Genomic DNA, 20,031 nt, shown 5'->3' with positions numbered 1-20,031 from the left:
GATTGAATTTCAACGTACAAAGAAAATAAAAATATAAATGATTATGCAAGGGGTAATATGCAAACTTCAGAAATTGCGGTGGATCTGTTTGATCAGCTAAGGACCTCGGCCGATCAAGCCAGTCAGTTAATGAAGGCCATGGCCAATACAGACCGCTTGATGCTGTTGTGCCAACTGTCACAGGGCGAAAAATCCGTCAGTGAATTAGAGGCCTGCCTGAATCTCAGGCAACCCAGCTTGTCACAACAGTTAACCGTGTTGCGCGAAGCGCAGCTGGTGACCACCCGCCGCGAAGGTAAAAACGTGTTTTACCGTATAGGCAGCCCCGCCGCGCTTGCGGTGATCCAGGTGTTACACCACGAGTTTTGCAAATAAACCGGCGGGGACCATGCATCATTGCCGAGGACGTCACGATGAATCTCAAACAAATCGACCAACATTACAGTATCAGCGACCAACTCACGCCTACTGACTTAGATGCGCTGGCTGCGCAAGGCACGACCTTGGTGGTCAACTTCAGGCCTGATGGCGAGGGCGGAGGGTCGCAGCCGACCAGCGAAGCCTTGGCCTCGCAAGCGGCGGCGCTAGGCATGGCCTATGCGTACATCCCGGTAGTCCCCAACCAGATCTCAACCGAGCATGTGGCTCAACTGCAAACCTTGCTGACCAGCCACCCGGGACCCGTCGTCGGCTTTTGCCGTACTGGCAACCGGGCCAATCAAGTCTACCAACTGGCCTTACAGTCGCCCGCTGTGGCTGCCCAAAGCAAACCTGCTTGTTGCGGTGGATCAGCGGAGACCAAAGAGGGCTTACTGGATAAAGTCAAAGGCTGGTTCAAAGAATAAGATCAATAAGAGAAGACGGTTTCACACCATGCAAAAAAATAACTTTGATATTGTGATTGTCGGTGGTGGCGCGGCGGGTTGCGCTATGGCTGCCAGTCTGAAAAAACGCGATAACACACTTGCGATTGCCATTATTGAGCCGGCAGCGCAGCATTATTACCAGCCAGCCTGGACCTTAGTCGGCGCGGGCGAGTTTGACGCAGCGAATACGGTACGCCACATGGCTGAATGCATCCCGCACGGTGTCACCTGGCTACACGCGGCAGCGACCGGCTTTATGCCTGAAGAAAAACACGTTGTCACTGACCGCCTGGACAAGATTCAATATCAACAACTGGTGGTTGCCGCAGGCCTTAAACTGCATTGGGAGGGTATTAAAGGTTTGCCAGAAACGCTGGGCAAACATGGGGTGACCTCAAACTACCGCTTTGACCTGGCTCCTTACACCTGGCAACTGGTGCAGCAATTACAGTCGGGCAAAGCCCTGTTCACTCAGCCCCCCATGCCAATCAAATGTGCAGGCGCACCGCAAAAAGCGCTCTATCTTTCTTGTGCAGAATGGTTGGCGCAGGGTCGGCTAGGCCAGATCAAGGCCTCGTTTTACAGTGCCGCACCCGCTTTGTTTGGCGTGAAAGAGTATGTGGAGCCGCTGATGCAGTATATCCGTCGCTATCAGGTGGATTTGCATTTGAATAGCACGCTGGTAGAAGTGGACGGCCCCAACAAAACCGCCTGGTTTAATATCAAGGATGCCGACGGCAACGTGCAGCACACCAGCGAAACGTTTGACATGCTGCATGTGGTGCCGCCACAAACGGCGCCCGACTTTATCAAGCAAAGCCCGTTAGCGAATGCGGATGGCTGGGTGGAAGTCGATCAGCACAGTTTGCAACATGTTCGCTATCCAGATATTTTCGGCGTGGGTGACTGCACCAACACCCCCAATGCCAAAACCGCAGCGGCAGCTCGCAAACAAGTGGTCATTGCCGCAGAAAACCTGTTGGCGGCGCGGGCGGGCCTGGCACTGCCCTCGCGTTATGACGGTTATGGTTCCTGCCCGCTGACGGTTGAAAAAGGCAAAATCATCCTGGCCGAATTTGGCTATGGTGGCAAAATTGTCCCCACCTTCCCTTGGGATTCAACCAAAGCCCGCCGTTCTGCCTGGTGGCTCAAGAAATACCTGTTACCAAAGGTCTATTGGCACCTGATGCTGAAAGGTCGCGAATGGCTGGCCAGATGCGGGGCGTGTGGCTAGCACGCACGCCCAAATTAACGTTTAGCTTTGCTGGCGAGAAACTGCTTAAGCCATTGCAAGGTGAGGGCCACACCAAAGCCATTCACCTCACTGGCGACCGCACCCAAGCCATCCTTGTGTGTATAAGACGACAAGTCTATGTGGCACCAATCGACCTCATGCTCGATAAACTTGCCTAAAAACCGTGCAGCAAGCATATGGTCCGCATCACTGTCCATGGTGCACTGCTTGATGTCGGCAATCTCGCTGTCCAACTCGCTGTCGTAGTCTTCTGCATATGGAAACGCCACCACTCGCTCGCCACTCTCAGTACCGGCCTCGACCATCTGCTGCGCCAGGCTGTGCTGGTTGGCAATAATGCCGCTCATACGCGACCCCAGCGCAGTTTGCATGCTGCCGGTGAGTGTGGCGTAATCAAGGATGACATCCGGTTTGCTGCGACTGGCCAGAGTCAGGGTATCAGCCAGCACCATACGGCCTTCGGCATCGGTATGCACGATTTCGATGGTCATGCCATTGAGCGCCGTGACCACATCATTTTGCTTGTAAGCATTGGGGCCAATATGGTTTTGCGCCAGCGCCAGCCAGCAGTCCACATTCACAGCCAACTGTTGTGCGCTAATCGCCTGCAACACACCAACCGCCACCGCGCTGCCGTTCATGTCCTGATGCATGCCTTGCATATATTTGGCCGATTTCAAATTATGGCCGCCGGTATCAAAGCAAATGCCCTTGCCCACCAGCGCCAGTGTTTTTTTCGCCTGCGGATGGCGATAGCTCAACCTCACAATCGCGGCATCCTGCGGCTCCGAGCCTTGCGCGACGGCCACAAAAGCACCTGCGCCCAACGCCCTTAGCCTATCAATATCAAACGCCTCATATTGCCACCCTTTTTCGCTGGCCATCGATTGCAAGCACTGTTGATACAGCGTTGGCGTCAACATATTAGGCGGCGTCATGGTCAAGGCGCGGCACACGGTATTGCCAGCGACCAAGGCGGTGACTTCTTCCGTCCAGTCCAGGGCATCGACACCAAACAGGCCGATTTCTCGTAAGGACTGACCCTTGTGCTTTTTCTTGAGCATCGGCAAAGCTTGCGCATTAACCAGCGTGACATACGCCGCCTGCCGGGCCAGCACGGTGGCCTGTTTTTTTGCATACACACCAATAGCGATGCGCGCAGGATGCTCCTCCAGCAACGGCTTTACCGCACTGCGTAACAGGCTATTCAACGCAAAACGAGGACTACTGGCCTCGACCTGTACCAGACTCACCAGGCGGCCATCTGGCCATTCAAGCGTGACCGGCTTTTGTGCTAAATCAGCGGCAGTGAGGCCAGCCCGCGCCAGTTTTGCGGCTAGTGCTTCACCAAATGGCAGGGTAGAAAAGTATTTTTCTTCAAATACCAGCAAAATATGCTGCGCAAATGCGGACAACACGGTTGAATTGACTTCAGAATTTTGGGACCACTCGATGCGCATACAGTCAGAAAACACTCTTATATAAAATATTAAATAAACGTAGCAAAAGCCAGTAGACAAGCGTGTCTAGCTGATGCAAAACTTGACCAAAAGCGTCAAAAAAGAGACACTTACAGCTAATTGATAGCTTGCTGAGACTCATCACTTGAGTGCAGCAACGTGATACCATAAAAGTAGTGTCCAATTTCGGAATCCCTTCTTGGTAATCAACACTTTCTCAGCTCTAGGCATTGCTCGAAGCTAGATTATACGCATAGCGACTTAAAACTCGGAGAATCCTCACGCATGGCAACGCATTCGCAAGCACACCTCAATGAAACAGACGCACAAGAAACCCAGGAGTGGTTAGAAGCCCTCAGCGCAGTCATTGAGAATGAAGGGCCAGAACGTGCCCACTTTCTGTTGGAAGCAATGATTGATCAGGCCCGCCGTTCTGGCGGCCATTTGCCTTACAAAGCGACCACCGCTTATGTGAATACCATCCCCACCCACTTGCAGGCTAAACTGCAAGGCGATCCCGAGATGGAGCGCCGTATCCGCGCCCTGATTCGCTGGAATGCGATCATGACCGTGTTGCGTGCCAATGAAAAATCGCCCGGCATTGGCGGTCACATCGCCAGCTTCCAGTCGGCAGCCACTTTATATGATGTGGGCTTTAACCACTTTTTCCGTGCAGCCAACGAGAATTTTGGCGGCGACTGTGTGTATTTTCAGGGCCACTCCTCGCCAGGTGTGTACGCACGTGCCTTCCTTGAAGGCCGCATCACTGAAGAGCAGATGGATAACTTCCGTCAGGAAACCGGTGGCAATGGCCTGTCCAGCTACCCGCACCCGTGGCTGATGCCTGACTTCTGGCAGTTTCCTACCGTGTCCATGGGTTTAGGCCCATTGGCCGGGATTTACCAGGCACGTTTCCTCAAGTACCTGCATAACCGTGGCATTGCCGATACCTCAGACCGCAAAGTCTGGGTATTCTGTGGCGATGGCGAGATGGATGAGCCAGAATCACAAGGCGCGATCTCGCTGGCGGCGCGTGAAGGTCTGGATAACCTGATTTTCGTGATCAACTGTAACTTGCAGCGCTTGGATGGCCCGGTACGCGGTAACGGCAAGATTATTCAGGAACTCGAATCCAACTTCCGCGGCGCGGGCTGGAACGCGATCAAGGTCATTTGGGGTTCTTACTGGGATCCGCTGCTGGCCATGGATAAAGACGGCCTTCTGCGCAAACGCATGGAAGAGTGCGTGGACGGTGAATACCAGAACTTTAAACAAAAAGGCGGCGCCTATACCCGCGAGCATTTCTTTGGCAAATATCCAGAACTGCGTGAAATGGTGGCTGCGATGTCTGATGCCGATATCTGGCGTCTGAACCGTGGTGGTCACGATCCGCACAAAGTGTTCGCAGCTTACCAGGCCGCAGTGACTCATAAAGGTCAACCTACTGTCATCCTCGCCAAAACTGTTAAGGGTTATGGCATGGGCGAAGCCGGCGAAGGCCAGAATACCACCCACCAGCAAAAGAGCATGGATATTGCCTCACTGAAGGCGTTCCGTGACCGTTTTGACCTGCCATTGACTGACGAGCAGGTAGAAAACCTGTCTTACTACCGTCCGGCTGAAGACAGCCCGGAAATCAAGTACATGATGGAACGCCGCGCAGCTTTAGGTGGCTTTGTACCTAGCCGCCGCCGTAAAGGTAACGAGCTGACCGTGCCTGAACTGTCAGCGTTTGAAAACATGCTGGGCGCCACCGGTGACCGTGAAATCTCCACCACTATGGCCTTTGTGCGTATCTTGTCTACGCTGGTGCGTGACAAGCAAGTCGGCAAATATGTGGTGCCTATCGTGCCGGATGAAGCGCGTACATTTGGCATGGAAGGCATGTTCCGTCAATTAGGCATTTACTCTTCTGTCGGCCAGCTCTATGAGCCACAAGATTCTGATCAGGTGATGTTCTACAAGGAATCACAAAGCGGCCAGATTCTGGAAGAAGGCATTAACGAAGCTGGTTCATTCGCAAGCTGGCTGGCCGCGGCGACGTCTTACAGCGTCACTGGCACGCAGATGATTCCGTTCTACATCTATTACTCCATGTTTGGCTTCCAGCGTATTGGCGACTTTGCCTGGGCCGCGGGCGACAGCCGTGCCCGTGGTTTCTTGCTGGGCGCGACTGCTGGCCGTACCACCCTCAACGGTGAAGGCTTGCAACATGAAGACGGTCATAGCCACTTGATGTCCGCGACCATTCCTAACTGTATCTCCTACGATCCTACCTTTGCTTACGAGCTGGCTGTGATCATCCAGGAAGGCATGCGCCGCATGGTACAAAATCAGGAAGATGTGTATTACTACATCACCCTGATGAACGAAAACTATAGCCATCCGGCTATGCCGGAAGGCAGTGCCGAGGGCATCCTCAAAGGCATGTACAGCTTCAGCAAGTCGAAAGCCAAAGGCCCGAAAGTACAATTGATGGGTTCCGGTGTGATTCTGCGTGAAGTGATTGCTGCCGCCGAGTTGCTGGAACAAGACTGGGGCGTGTCTGCGGATGTTTGGAGTGTGACCAGCTTTACCGAGCTGCGTCGCGACGGTATTGACGCCGAGCGTCACAACCTGCTGCATCCAGAAGCCAAACCTAAACTGAGCTATGTTGAAGCCTCGCTGCAAAAAGCAGAGGGCCCTGTGATTGCCTCTACGGATTACATGCGCAGCTTTGCCGACCAGATTCGTCCATTTGTACCCAACAGATTCGTGACCCTGGGTACAGACGGTTACGGCCGCTCTGACTCCCGTGAAGCCCTGCGCAGCTTCTTTGAAGTTGACCGTTACTATGTGACGCTGGCCGCACTGAAAGCCCTGGCGGACGACGGCAAACTGCCAGCCAGCAAGGCCGCCGAAGCCATTAAAAAATACAATATCGACATTAGTCGTGCCAACCCGGCTACGATCTAAGGTCACGACATAAGGAACATACACAATATGTCTATCAAAGAAGTACTGGTGCCGGATATCGGCAACTTTGACAGCGTCGACGTCATTGAAGTCCTGGTCAGCGTCGGTGATACCGTCGCCAAAGAAGACTCATTGATCACCGTAGAGTCTGACAAAGCCTCTATGGATATCCCCTCCTCGCTGTCTGGCGTGGTCAAGGAAATTCACATCAAAGTGGGCGACAAAACCAAGCAAGGCGCCCTGATTCTGACACTGGATACCGCTGGCGAAGCGGCACCGGCAGAAAAAGTGGCCCCGCAGCCGACCGCCACACCCGTGGTGGCGACCGTGACGGTGGATGAAGCCAAGGTTGCGATTCCTGAGCCTACCCGTCCGGTGGCTGAAGTTCCCCAAGTCATCCAGCCGCAAGCCACGCCTAACCCGGTGGCTGCCAGCACCGTAGCCAGCAGCGGCAAACTGGCACATGCCAGCCCGTCTGTCCGCAAGTTTGCGCGTGAACTGGGGGTGAGCCTGTCACTGGTGAAAGCCAGCGGCCCTAAAAACCGTATTTTGCAAAGTGATGTACAAGCCTACGTCAAAGGCGAACTGTCTAAACCACGCTCTGAAAGCATGAGTACTAGCGGTGGTTTAAGCACCTTGCCCATGCCGGTCATTGATTTCAGCCAGTTCGGCAATATAGAGACCAAACCGCTTTCCCGCATCAAGAAGCTGTCTGGCGCCAACTTGCACCGCAACTGGGTCACCGCGCCGCATGTGACACAGTTTGATGAGGCTGACATTACCGACCTCGAAGACTTCCGTAAGTCCATGCTGGCCGAAGCCGAGAAGCGTGGCGTGAAATTGACTTTGCTGGCTTTTCTGATGAAAGCAGTGGTCAACGCCCTGCGTACTTACCCTAACTTTAACGCCTCCTTGTCCCCTGAAGGCGATAGCCTGATCCTCAAGCAGTATTACAACATTGGCTTCGCCTGCGATACACCGGACGGCCTGGTCGTGCCTGTGGTACGTGACGTGAACCAGAAAGACGTGATGGACATTGCACGTGACCTGGCGGACCTGTCTGCCAAGGCCCGTGAGCGCAAGCTGAAAGTTGAGGAAATGCAAGGTGGCTGCTTTACCATTTCAAGCCTCGGTGGCATTGGCGGCACCATGTTTACGCCGATTATCAACTGCCCTGAAGTCGCGATTCTGGGAGTTTCCCGCGCGGCCATGCAGCCGGTGTACAACAAAGACACGGGCGGCTTTGACCCACGCCTGATCATGCCGTTGTCATTGTCATACGATCACCGCGTCATCGACGGCGCCGACGGCGCACGCTTTACCAGCCATTTGCGTGTGATGCTGAGTGATGTAAGACGCTTGTTACTCTAATTTTTAGACGGGTAAAAAACACAAAGGGCGCGGAAAGCGCCCTTTGTGTTTTAAGCCATCTGTATCGGCTGCATAAAGTCCCCGGTCACTATCCTCGCCTTATCTGCTACAGGCCATTGGTAGAGATAAATCCATACTGGCTCAAGCAGCTGATCATCTATCGTGAGAATCTGTGTTTTAACCCGTTGATATTCGGCGGGTTGTGGATGCCGGGCACTGCATTCTTCATACTCATCCAGCATGGTCAACACACTTTGCGCATCGCGGAGGCGATATACCTCTCCATATACACGATGACAGTGGTCGTTAGAAGCCACAACGCCAGGATAGAAGCTGATCTGATACATCAGCCCCTGAAACCAGCCATAGGCGACAAAATCAGCCTGCTGAGCCAGATACAGCGACATCGCATGGGTATTACCCTGACGCAGGGTGCCATAGACAAACAATAAATCATTCATGCTGCAATCTTAACTGCGTTTAATGCGCTGATCCATGGTCAGCCTGCATCATGTCTTGCCTAAATTATTTAAATGCGTAATTTGCAGTCAACAATAACATTTGCGGGTCGCCGGTAAAACAAACGGATTGGCTGGAGCAGCCAGCCATATAGCGTTTATTCGCCAGGTTTTTGCCGTTGAGTGCAAATCGCCATGCGTCTCGTGTGTAATAAATGCCCGCATCAAACAAGGTGTAGTCGGGAACATCAAATGTATTGGTCTCATTGCCCGCTTGTTTACCGATATGACGCACCCCTGCTCCGACGCTTAAGCCAGGCAGAATTGCACTCAGTTTGTAATTAAGCCAGGCATTCGCCATATGATTTGCGACCAGAATGGGCCGCTTACCCAGATTGGTCGAGTTGCTTTTGGTCACTTCCGCATCAATGTAGGTATAGCTGGCGACCAAATTGAGATCATCAGTCACTTGACCCGTCGCCTCCCACTCAAAACCGCGGTGGCGCTGTTCGCCTGTTTGCACACTAAAGCTGGGGCCATTAACCGGATCATTGGTGGTCACATTCTGCCGCTTTAACTCATACACAGAGAAAGTTGTGGAAAAGCGCTGATCAGGAGAGGCGTACTTAAGACCGGCTTCCTTTTGCTGCCCGGTTTCTGGCACAAAAGGTGTTCCCGCAAAGGTACTCCCAACCAAAGGGACAAACGATTCACTGTAACTGACATAAGGCGACCAGCCATTTTCAAACGCATATAGCAGGCCCAGCTTGCCAGTGGTTTTGTGTGCGTTACTCTGGATATTGATTCCGGTGATCCGGTTCTGATTAATTTCGGAGCGGTCATGACGCAAGCCCAGTTGCAGATTCCAGCCTTCTCCAAATTTAACCAGATCTTGCCAATAAAGGCCCTGCTGAGTCAGCTCATCCGTACCAGTACTATCGGCTTTAGTCACAACATTACCCAGCACTGCTGCAGAATAATTAGGGCTGTAAAGATTTAATGGCGTCACGCTGCGATTGGCATAGTAGCGATTAAGATAGTAACGTATGTTATCAACCCCGAATAACATCTGATGCTTGAACCCAGCCAAATCAAAATTTGCTGCTAATTGGTGATCAATCGTCCACATTTGTGCGGAGAGTTGGCGAATAGAAATTGCTCGTCTGTAGTCTTGCTTGTTAGCTAATAAACCCTGATTACTAGGTTCAGTAAATGTGCCATCAAGATTGAGGGTGTTATAGCGTACGTTTTGCCTAAAACTCAAATGCGCATTAAAAGCATGCGAGAACTCATAACCGAGCAAAGTTTGTTCTGTATCGTAATGGTCCAGGCCGGGCACACCGACAAAACGTTTGAAGGAAATATCGCCATTTATGTTAGGCAAGATGGTGCCATCGGCAGGTAATCCGCGTATCGGCACATAACTGCTCTTTTGATAGCTGGTCAATACCGTCAAACTGGTATTGTCACTGATATCCCAAGTCAGTGAAGGGGCCACATACTGGCGCTTTCTATCGACAAAATCGACCTGATCATCACTGCTGGCAGTCAAGGCCACCAAGCGGTAACGCAGGGTTTTATCCTGATTCAGCGCATCAGAAATATCTGCCGTGTATTGCTGTTGCTGATAATTGCCAAAAGCCATGCCAAAACGGGCCATAGGGGTATCGGTTGGACGCTTGCTGACTAAATTGACAAAGCCGCCCGGACCGGTCTGGCCATAAAGCACAGAAGAAGGCCCTTTAAGCACTTCTACCCGTTCCAGGCCGAAAGGCTCAGCTTGTATCCAGGAGAGGTCATACGCCATCCGCATCCCATCTCTGAGCACATAATCACTTTGCACAAAGCCACGAATCGAAAAGTCATCCAGTCCGCGCCGGCCTCGTTGACCGGCATCCACCCCCGCCACAAAACGTAGTGATTCTGCCAGTGTTTGTGTCGCTTGATCTCGCATTTGCTCACTGCTGACCACCGAGATGGATTGGCTGGTTTCGTTTATTGGCAGATCAGTTTTTGTTGCGGTACGTGCCTGACTGGCTCGATATTTTTTAATCGGGGCAGTGGTTGACTCTGCGATTTTGTTTGTTTTGACGGCCACTTCTGGCAAGGTTTGATGGTCGGGCTGCAACGCTTCTGCATTTGCCATGGATGTAGACAAGGTGGCTGCGACCAGGGCCGCGGTCTGGAACTTCATGGATCACTCTCTATATTAAATAATAATCATTATCATTCAACATATTAACATAAATCCAACTAACCACAGCGTAAGCGCTACTTAAATACTTTCCAAGCAATGGTTACAACATCGCCAGTGTCAACCACACGCCCACTATCAAAGAACTTCCCATCAATCCCGCCAATATCAATCTTGACTGACGCATTTTGGTCCAGAGCAATACACCCGTGATAGACAACACAATCAGCCCACCCGCCAACGTATCAGCCATAAGTACCCACCCCACACTTGCGCCCGTCCCTTTGTGCAGGTTGGTCAAAAATCCCCAGGCATTTACCTCTTCCTTGCGTACCAGCGCATATTCATTACCCACCACGTACTCTGCAGTGAGTTTTAGTTGCGGCATACGGAATTCGACTTCCCATTTTTCTGGCTGCGCTAAGGTTTTACCCATAAACCGTGCGGAAGATTGGGTCTTGAATGCAGGCTTGGCCTTCTTTTGAAAAGGCGCATGGTCAATCTCAAATGTCTGTTGCAGGTATCGAACAAAGTCCTGCTTTGTCGAGGTATAAGCAGCAGGGACTGTCAGCTGAATTTCTTTTTGCTCGATTTGAACTGCAGGGATTTTAAGGGTATTGCGGTGATCCAGCAGAATCCCGGTGACGCCAAACAGCAACCCCAGTAATGCTCCCCATAAACCTAACCATCCATGCACCTGTCGTAACCAGCGGATGGTTTTTGCACGTTGGGCATTGGCTGAGAGTTGGCGTGGATGTTGCACTAAGCGCTTTCTGAGAATGATGTGAAAATCTCAACCAGCGACAATCGTGTCTTTCGATAAAACATTTCGGGTTGCTATTAATTGAGAATAAGACGCAATTATATCTCAATCAATGCATACCGAAATATTTTTTAGAACAATGAGAATTGTTGTTGAGGCTTAATAGCACGCCCCCAGCTAGGATCAGCAGAGAACAAATCCGTGCGCAAATCAAGCCGCTCGCCTGACATGCCCAATTTCTGGCAACTAAGTTTAAAACGATGCGCCAGCAGGTCGGCAAATATGCCCTCACCACGCATGCGCTGACCAAAACCACTTTGATAGGTTTTACCGCCGCGGCTTTGCTTGATTAAGCTCATGACATGGTCGGCCTTGAGTGGAAAATATTGTTGCAACCACGCCTGGAATAAATCACTTAATTCATGCGGCAAGCGCAAAAACACATAGCCCGCCTTGCGCGCGCCTGCCTGATACGCCTGTTCAAGAATCTTTTCCATATCACAGTCTGTTAAGGCCGGAATCACCGGCGCCACCATCACGCCGGTTGGAATGCCCGCCGCACTCAGTTTACGCAGCGTTTCAAAACGACGCTCAGGCGCGGCTGCCCGCGGTTCAAGCCGTCTGGCAATCTGACGATCTAACGTGGTAATACTCAGATAAATACTGGCCAACCCCTTGGCCGCCATAGGCGCAATCAGGTCAATATCACGCTCAACCAGTGAGGACTTGGTGACCAGGCTAAAGGGATGATTGGCGTCACTCAGCACCTGAATCACCTGGCGCGTCAGTTGATATTCACGCTCTATGGGTTGGTAGCTGTCCGTATTCATGCCAATAGCAATCGGCGCACATCGGTATTTGGGGTGTGCCAATTCCTTTTTCAGGAGCTCAGCAGCCTCCGCCTTCATGAGCAAGCGTGACTCAAAATCGAGGCCGGGAGAAAGCCCCAGATAGGCATGCGTGGGTCTGGCATAGCAATAAATACAGCCATGCTCACAGCCACGGTAATGATTCAGGGTACGATCAAACGGCAGGTCTGGAGATTGAATGTAATTGATGATGCTTTTAGCCGCATCCAGCATGACTTCTGTGCGTAGGGCAGGCGCCTCTTCATCCAGACTGCCCCAGCCGTCATCTATGATTTCGCGGCGATGTGGATCAAAGCGGCTGACCTGATTGCTGCTGGCCGCACGCCCTTTGTATATAAGTGGCTTTTCCACCCGCTCGGGTGGAAAAGCATCAAGATGGTCTTGCGTTGCTTGGTCTACTTGCGTTCCGATATCCACTGGCATGCCAATGCACTCCAGTACGGCAGGGATTGCAGCGCCAGCATGGAAACCCACAATTGCGCATCCAGGTTGCTAAAACCGCGCGAATACAGCATGGCTGCTGCGCTGAGCAACAGAGAGATCAGAATCGTCAACTCCTCCTTGATTGGCGCGATCAGCTGCCAATTACTAAGTTTGGCTTTGGTTTTATTCGTCACGACAAAGACGCCTGCCTTGTGTGTCAGGCCACTGATGATACCCCGAGCAATGGCATGTGATAAACCCAAGCTGGCCAGTGAAGCGCCAAAGATATCCATCCAGCTGCAATGCATGGTTTTGCGGTACAAGACTGGTCCCAGAATGGCCTTGATCGCCAGGAAACACAGTATGGGAACAATCATGACCACCACTGGCAAACTGAAGTATTTAGGGAATGCCAACATGGCAATCGTCCAGCCGATAGAACCGATGGTGAATATCAGTTGCAAGGCCTCCCCAAACCAGCCAAACCAGCCAGTCAAAAAGTGGTAGCGCTGACTAAAGTTGAGTGATGATTTACCCAACAACTTTGGCATGTGATGTTTAAGTATTTGCATCGCCCCAAATGCCCAGCGATTACGTTGTGATTTCAAGGCTTTGAAGTTGGCCGGTGTTAAGCCACGCCCAAAGGTTTCATCAATATAACGCAACTCCATGTTTCTCTCGAGCAATCGCAACCCAAGTTCGGTATCCTCACAAATACACCACTCAGACCAGCCGCCCAGCGTTTGCAACGACTCACGGCGGATCAGTGTCATGGTGCCATGCTGGATCAGCGCATTACGCTCATGGCGGTGATGCATGCCAATGCGGAAGAAACCTTCAAACTCCCAGTTACACATGCGGTGGAAGAAATGATTTTCCCATTCACGGTGGGCTTGTGGTGCTTGTACGACCGCCACTTGCGATTCCTGAAAATGAGGGACGAGGTCGGACAACCAGTCTGGTGTCACCACATAGTCAGCATCGACTACCCCCACCACTTGCGCATTCGGGTGGGTTTTATCCAGTGCAAAATTCAGCGCGCCCGCTTTAAAGCCTGGCCAGGAAGGCAAGTGATAAAAATGGAAGTTATCTGGCATATTCGCCATATAAGCCTCAAGCGGCTTCCATTTCGCCTCATCCTTGGTGTTGTTATCCACCACGATCACCTCATAATGCGTGTAGTTGAGATTGCGCAGGCTATCAATCGTGGCAATGACCATTTCTGGCGGCTCGTTGTAACAGGCCAGGTGGATAGAGACAAATAACTCCTGATCGGCAGGTAATGGCTGGGCGCGTTTAAAGAACCGCCGCCAGTAAGGTTTAAACATGACCTCACTAAATTCGGCGGCGTAGATCATCAACACCATCGAGGTCAGTGCAATACCCAATATCAGCCCGATCAGAACCACAAAATCGCGCAAGGTGTAGTAGTAGTCCCCTGGCAGATTCCAGGCAATGGTCAAGGTCGTGATACAGGCCTGAAACAACACTGCCATCGACAATACGCCCCCTATGCCCCAGTGCTTAAAGCGCCAGGCAATAAACATCATCGGGATAAATGCCAGCACCGTAGACCAAGTGGCTTTGGCAATCCAGCGCGTATTCGGTGGTACCGCGTCTTGCAGGGAGTATTTCTGGTGGCGATCAGCGTTATACATGCCCCAATAGGCACCCGCCCAGCCTTCCAGCGCAACTTTCCAGGGCTGGTCAAACGCCTCCATCAGGTAAAAATCCAGATCCTCTATGGAGTTACGGGCCAGGAACTCGCGGATAAAACGCGCCTGGTTGACTTCGCTGGCGACAGAAGCGCCAATCGCTGGACCACGACTGGGCCAGCCTACCTCGGTGATCACGATTTTTTTACGGGGATAAGCTTCCATGAGCTGGTTATAGCGTTCAATGGTGTATTGCACGGCTTTTTCAACGGGCACGCCTTCATGGTAAGGCAGCAGGTGTACCGCAATATAATCCACATGCTTCACCAACTCCGGGTGTTTGAGCCAGACATGCCAAGGCTCGGCGGTAGACACCGGCACATTGCTATGTTCGCGGACAAAATCCAGGTATTCAATCAAGGACGGAACCGGCAAATCGTTACGCAACAGCGATTCGTTGCCAACAATCACACGGTCAATATTGCTGTAGTTTTCCAGCTTTTCGAGCAAGGCAGACACTTCCCGCGTATTTTTCTGCTTGTCTGCATCTATCCAGGCCCCCGCAATCACATTCATATTGCGCTTGGCGGCCAGCGGGATCACCTCGTTCAAATCTAGTGATGAATACATACGAATGTGGCGCGTATGTTTATGCATGAGGTCGAGATCTTGCGCCAGTTCGGCGGTGTTCGGATGCTGCCCTTCGAGCGGGCTTTGGTTGGCCCGGTAACCGGTATAGGCAAATCCATTGACTTCCGGCTTGACACTGATCAGTGGCAGCGCCCGGTTGGCCAGCGTCCAGAGGCCAAAATGCAACGCTGAAAAGACTATCGCAAACGCCAGACTTGGCAGCAATTTTTTAAACCATGAAACGATCACTTCTCACACTTCCCGTTATTGATGAGTTATTGTTTTAAACTGAATGATACGCTGAATCAGCAGCGTTGGCTGTCAGCGGAATACCTACTTGTAGGCTTCTGAGAGGTAATATCAGCAAGGCAACACCGCAGAGAGCAGTCCACCACCAGGCCATGGTATTCCCTGGCTCCATGATCGCCACGGCCACGGCGCAATTGGCAGCCATGACCAGCAGTGCAGCCACCAGCCAGAATCCAGCATTGACGGCCCCTGTTTGACCAGTCTGAGCGAGTGGCATTAATAAAGAAATCGTGATCGCGACCAATGGCAGGCAGACCAAGATGATGGGGAAATCCAGATAGCGCCCATTGACTGCAAGCGCGCCACTGGTCAGCAAGAATCCGACCGCCAGCAGTCGGAGCGCGGCTTGTTCCAGGCAAGCTTTTGCGTTCAACCCCAGCCACTGCCTGAGCTGTAAGCCAAGCAGTCCCCAACCCAGCACGGCAAGCCCAGCCAGCATGCTCAGCTCTAGAGAGTTACGGGCCGCCAAGTGTACATATTCCAGTTGCAGATAGGCATGCAAGCCCAGCAGCATGCCGCTTAATGCGAGTAACGCCAATTGATTCGCTGGGCGATGGCGATAAAATCCATAGGCAACGAATAGCAGCCCCAGCCCGAGCGCGGCCAGATAGGGTTGCAAGCCATCTGCACGCTCAGCCATCGCTCCCTGCAAGCTGAATTTGGGTTTTAGGTCCGTATCAAGCACGCCCCAATACCCCCCGACCGTGCCCTCCAGCTCACGCTTCCAAGGCTGATCCACGGCTTCAATCACGTTATATTGCCATTGACTCTGCTTGGCGGCCTGCAAAAAACCACGCATATATTTGGCTTGATTAATCGCACTCGGCTTGGCCCAGAAACGTTGACGACCTTGCGATGGCCAGCCGGTTTCACCAATCAAAATAGGTTTTTTAAAGACTGTACCCAAATGTCCCATCACCGAGGCGGTATGGGCAACCGCCTGATCAATGGCAACCGGCTTATCTTCCCAATAGGGCAGAATATGCACGGTGACGAAGTCCACGTCCTGCTCTAAAGTAGGATGCTTGAGCCAAAACTCCCACACATCGGCATAGGTGACTGGCGCCTTGGTATTGGCTTTCACCCATTGCAGGTAGCCATGCATCTTGGGCTCGGACTGCTCGCCGCGCAACAAGACCTCGTTCCCTACCACAATGCCACGCACGGTCTCCGGATACTGGTTCGCTTGCTGCACCGCTAGCTTGAGCTCTGCCTGGTTGAGATCTTCCAGCCAACCGATCCAGACGCCAAGAATGACTTTCATTCCCAGTTTTTGAGCAGCCTTGGGCACATAATCCATCCCCTGGCCGACGGAATAAGTGCGCACACAGCGCGTGACTTTGGACAAGGCTTGTAAATCCTGTTCAATCTGCAGCGGATCGACATGCATATCCTTGACCAGCGGACTCATGCCAGGCTTGTAATAAGGCGAATAAGAGATGCATTGCAGGGGCAACGCATCCGCATCCACCTCAAGCAACACTTGTGGTTGCTGCAATCGCCAGACGTAGTAAACGGAGCCAAGTAAAAACAAGGTCAGCCAGACGATGGGTGAAATTCTTGATAACAAACGCTGCAATATGGTCACCTTGTCACGAGGTTGCTAAAAATAGCGGCTATTCTCTCATAAATCACCTAGGCTTGCGCCCTGCTTTTACAAGCTGCAAGCGACAAAAACACTAAAAGAGACTTGGTAAATTATGTAATTGCAATTATGATGAAATGTATTCAAAAGTCTCGCAAAAAACTCAGGCTTTTAAACTTTCTCACGCCAAAAATTTATTTCAGAAGTCATATGAACGTTAAATCCTGTTTAATCACCTTTAGTCTGTTCGCAATCTTTTCATCCACTGCGTTTTCAGCCCCTGCCGCGTCACCGGATTACAGTGGTGAATATTTGTGCAAAGGCAACAATATTGCTGTCGGCGATTATGAAGTGACCATTTATCTCAAAAAGAACCGCCGCAACAGCACAGCACAAGTTTCCGTCTACGAGCTGGCAACACACACGGAAAACAAGCAAAGCTACACTGGCCAGGCCATTACCCGTGGCAAACAGTTGGCAATGACCTTTAAACTGTCTGATGCCAAATATGCAGAATTCTCCACCGGCATGGGTCAATTCAGCAAAGTGGGCAAGGCCGGCTGGACCTTTAAAAACGATTATTACGAACCAGATGATACGGGCGGCAATTACGGCCATGAAACCTGCACCATGAAGCCAGCCACAGCGGTTAAACCGGTCACAACCGCCCCCGGTAAACGCTGATGCTCGATGCGATTGAAACATCTATCGGGACAATCAAGCAGTGACAAGCCAAAAGTGCGGTTGTTCTTTTGGTGATAAAATAGCAAAACTAACGCATATATAAGGTTTTCATGAGTCAAATGGTTGAAATAGTGGTGCCGGATATCGGCAATTTTGACAGTGTCGATGTGATTGAAGTGCTGGTCGCCGTCGGCGATACCGTGGCCAAAGAAGATTCCCTCATTACTGTGGAGTCTGACAAAGCTTCCATGGACATTCCTTCCTCACATGCTGGCGTGGTCAAGGAGTTAAAAATCAAGGTGGGTGACAAAGTCGCCAAAGGCAGCCTGATCTTGCTGCTGGAAAGTGCTGAATCAACCACGACAGCAGCACAACCTGCCGTAGCACCTGCTGCTACACCCGCCACACAAACCACCGCCACAGCGGCGCCCGCTGCCCCAGTTTCGGCAGCCCCTGCCCCAGCGGTACCGACAGGTAATCATGATGTCACCTGCCAGGTCATGGTATTGGGCTCCGGGCCTGGCGGCTATACTGCCGCCTTCCGTGCAGCCGACCTTGGCCTGAAAGTGGTTCTGGTAGAACGCTATCCAACACTTGGTGGCGTCTGCCTCAATGTAGGCTGTATCCCTTCCAAAGCCTTGTTACACACGGCTAAAGTCATTACTGAAGCGCAAGAAACCGAACATCATGGCTTGCGCTTTGGCAAACCAGACATTGATCTCGTCAAACTGCGCAACTGGAAAGCTAACGATGTCGTCGGCAAGCTGACTGGTGGCTTGGCCCAGATGGCTAAGGCGCGCGGTGTCACGGTGGTCAATGGCGTCGGTAAATTTACTAGCCCAAACCAGATTGCCGTCACCGGCGCCGATGGCAAAGTCACCCTGGTCGGTTTTGAGAATGCGATTATTGCCGCAGGTTCACAAGCCACCAAATTCCCGGGGGCGCCTGAAGATGAACGCATCATGGACTCCACTGGCGCACTCGCTCTTGCCGATATCCCAGGCCGTATGCTGGTGATTGGCGGCGGCATTATCGGCCTCGAAATGGGGACGGTCTACGACGCGCTGGGCTCTAAAGTGAGCGTGGTGGAATTTATGGACGGCCTGATTACCGGTTGTGACCGCGACCTGGTGCGTCCACTGCAAAAACGCATGGAAAAACGTTTTGAAAGCATTATGTTGTCGACCAAAGTCACCAAGATCGAAGCCAAGGCGGATGGGATTTATGTAGACTTTGAAGGTGCAAATGCGCCGCAAGAGACGCAAAAATATGACCGCGTGCTCGTTTCTATTGGTCGCCGCCCGAATGGTAAAAATATTGGTGCCGAAAACGCTGGCGTGGTCGTCGATGACCGTGGCTTCATTAGCGTCGACAAACAAATGCGTACCAATGTCCCACACATTTTTGCGATTGGTGATATTGTTGGCCAACCCATGCTGGCCCATAAAGCCACGCATGAAGCGAAAGTAGCCGCAGAAGTGATTGCCGGTCACAAGGTCGAATTTGTCGCCAGTGTTATCCCTTCCGTCGCCTATACGGACCCAGAAGTGGCCTGGGTGGGCCTCACCGAAACCGAAGCCAAAGCCAAAGGCATTGAGATCGAAAAAGCCAGCTTCCCGTGGGCTGCCAGTGGCCGCGCCTTGTCTATCGCGCGTACCGAAGGCGCAACCAAACTGATTTTCGACAAAGACACTCACCGTGTGATTGGTGCCGGAATCGTTGGCGTCAATGCTGGCGAGCTGCTAGCAGAAGCTGTGCTGGCGATTGAAATGGGCGCCGATGCGCATGACCTGGGCCTGACCATTCATGCACACCCCACCTTGTCTGAAACAGTATGCTTTGCCGCTGAACTCAAGGAAGGCACCATCACCGATATGCTGCCACCGAAAAAGCGGCAAACATAAATTTATTAACATCTCTTACTAAAAATATACCTGCCCTCTATAATATTAGTTAACTCCTGCTCACGGGAGTTAACTAATAACAACATAAGGGAGTATATGAAATATCATCACGTCGCTTTTGTGATGGCAAGCAGCCTTCTTTTTTCGGGTTGTGCGTCAATTACCAAAGATTCAAATCAACCGATTCGCGTTGAAACATACAACAAACAAGATCAACTCGTCGAGGATGCCAAATGTACGGCAAAAAATGAGCGCGGTGAGTGGTCCACCAAAACACCGGGTAGCCTGGTTGTGCATCGCTCTGGTCAAAACCTCGAAATTAAATGTCAAAAGGATAATGCAGAGTCTGGTTTTGCTGTTCTGGTCTCCAGAGCCAATGGCGGGATGTGGGGTAACATTCTGTTTGGCGGTGGCATAGGCGCGATTGTTGATCACAACAAGGGGACGGCTTACAGCTATCCAGACTGGGTAAAAGTGATTTTAGGCGATAGTCTTGTGTTTGATCGTAAAAACAATGTAGATAATCAAATCATGACAGGCCTGAAAGCCAATGGGGATTTGCTGAAGAAAATTCAAGAAGATAAAGCCAAGGAAGAAGAAGCGGCCAAAAAAGCAGCAGAAGCTCAAAAAGCAGCACAGCAGTAGGATTG

15 protein-coding genes are annotated in these 20,031 nt (G+C 51.7%); 8 read left to right on the top strand and 7 right to left on the bottom strand.

Going from position 1 to position 20,031, the window contains the following annotated elements:
- The first annotated feature begins 57 nt into the window (after positions 1–57).
- The 3 genes from ACT53G_RS01705 to ACT53G_RS01695 are packed head-to-tail and all read left to right on the top strand — an operon-like array spanning position 58 to position 2,100.
- Positions 58–375 (top strand): metalloregulator ArsR/SmtB family transcription factor, encoded by a 318-nt coding sequence (locus tag ACT53G_RS01705; protein WP_476168526.1) that lies wholly within the window; start codon positions 58–60, stop codon positions 373–375.
- A gap of 38 nt (positions 376–413) precedes the next feature.
- Positions 414–845, top strand: coding sequence for a protein tyrosine phosphatase family protein (locus ACT53G_RS01700; RefSeq protein ID WP_476168525.1), 432 nt, complete (start codon positions 414–416; stop codon positions 843–845).
- A gap of 28 nt (positions 846–873) precedes the next feature.
- Positions 874–2,100 carry an NAD(P)/FAD-dependent oxidoreductase gene (locus tag ACT53G_RS01695; RefSeq protein ID WP_476168524.1) on the top strand — a complete coding sequence of 409 codons (1,227 nt, stop codon included), beginning with the start codon at positions 874–876 and terminating at the stop codon, positions 2,098–2,100.
- 14 nt (positions 2,101–2,114) lie between these two features.
- Here ACT53G_RS01695 and ACT53G_RS01690 read toward each other — a convergent pair whose 3' ends face one another.
- Entirely contained in the window at positions 2,115–3,581 is a 1,467-nt protein-coding gene (locus ACT53G_RS01690; protein WP_476168523.1) for a M17 family metallopeptidase, read from the bottom strand.
- A gap of 285 nt (positions 3,582–3,866) precedes the next feature.
- On the opposite strand from ACT53G_RS01690, the gene aceE reads away from it, so the two are divergent.
- Positions 3,867–6,536: a pyruvate dehydrogenase (acetyl-transferring), homodimeric type gene (gene aceE / locus ACT53G_RS01685; protein ID WP_476168522.1), complete on the top strand. Its 2,670-nt coding sequence runs from the start codon at positions 3,867–3,869 to the stop codon at positions 6,534–6,536.
- A gap of 27 nt (positions 6,537–6,563) precedes the next feature.
- Positions 6,564–7,907, top strand: coding sequence for a dihydrolipoyllysine-residue acetyltransferase (gene aceF / locus ACT53G_RS01680; protein ID WP_313983974.1), 1,344 nt, complete (start codon positions 6,564–6,566; stop codon positions 7,905–7,907).
- Positions 7,908–7,957: 50 nt separating this feature from the next.
- Here aceF and ACT53G_RS01675 read toward each other — a convergent pair whose 3' ends face one another.
- The 6 genes from ACT53G_RS01675 to ACT53G_RS01650 form a co-directional block, all read right to left on the bottom strand.
- Positions 7,958–8,368, bottom strand: coding sequence for a gamma-glutamylcyclotransferase family protein (locus ACT53G_RS01675; protein ID WP_476168521.1), 411 nt, complete (start codon positions 8,366–8,368; stop codon positions 7,958–7,960).
- A 64-nt stretch (positions 8,369–8,432) separates the two neighbouring features.
- On the bottom strand, positions 8,433–10,559 hold the full coding sequence (locus tag ACT53G_RS01670) for a TonB-dependent siderophore receptor (RefSeq protein ID WP_228518652.1): 2,127 nt from the start codon (positions 10,557–10,559) through the stop codon (positions 8,433–8,435).
- A gap of 103 nt (positions 10,560–10,662) precedes the next feature.
- Positions 10,663–11,322 (bottom strand): PepSY-associated TM helix domain-containing protein, encoded by a 660-nt coding sequence (locus ACT53G_RS01665; RefSeq protein WP_313983967.1) that lies wholly within the window; start codon positions 11,320–11,322, stop codon positions 10,663–10,665.
- A 131-nt stretch (positions 11,323–11,453) separates the two neighbouring features.
- Positions 11,454–12,608 (bottom strand): PA0069 family radical SAM protein, encoded by a 1,155-nt coding sequence (locus tag ACT53G_RS01660; protein WP_476168763.1) that lies wholly within the window; start codon positions 12,606–12,608, stop codon positions 11,454–11,456.
- Positions 12,587–15,148, bottom strand: coding sequence for a glycosyltransferase (locus tag ACT53G_RS01655; protein ID WP_476168520.1), 2,562 nt, complete (start codon positions 15,146–15,148; stop codon positions 12,587–12,589). The genes ACT53G_RS01660 and ACT53G_RS01655 overlap by 22 nt, the downstream gene beginning before the upstream one ends.
- Positions 15,149–15,182: 34 nt before the next feature.
- On the bottom strand, positions 15,183–16,796 hold the full coding sequence (locus ACT53G_RS01650; protein WP_476168519.1) for a glycoside hydrolase family 17 protein: 1,614 nt from the start codon (positions 16,794–16,796) through the stop codon (positions 15,183–15,185).
- A gap of 207 nt (positions 16,797–17,003) precedes the next feature.
- On the opposite strand from ACT53G_RS01650, the gene ACT53G_RS01645 reads away from it, so the two are divergent.
- The 3 genes from ACT53G_RS01645 (at position 17,004) to ACT53G_RS01635 (ending at position 20,026) form a co-directional block, all read left to right on the top strand.
- Positions 17,004–17,477, top strand: a complete 474-nt coding sequence (locus ACT53G_RS01645) for a hypothetical protein (protein ID WP_313983955.1) — start codon at positions 17,004–17,006, stop codon at positions 17,475–17,477.
- A 110-nt stretch (positions 17,478–17,587) separates the two neighbouring features.
- Positions 17,588–19,381, top strand: a complete 1,794-nt coding sequence (gene lpdA / locus ACT53G_RS01640) for a dihydrolipoyl dehydrogenase (protein WP_476168518.1) — start codon at positions 17,588–17,590, stop codon at positions 19,379–19,381.
- Positions 19,382–19,477: 96 nt separating this feature from the next.
- A complete protein-coding gene (locus ACT53G_RS01635) occupies positions 19,478–20,026 on the top strand; it encodes a hypothetical protein (protein WP_194747106.1) in 549 nt (182 codons plus the stop codon).
- Positions 20,027–20,031 lie beyond the last annotated feature (5 nt).

The organism is Methylophilus sp. DMC18 (assembly GCF_056314005.1).
Note: the sequence above shows the minus strand (reverse complement) of the source record. Positions and strands in the feature narration are given on the sequence as shown.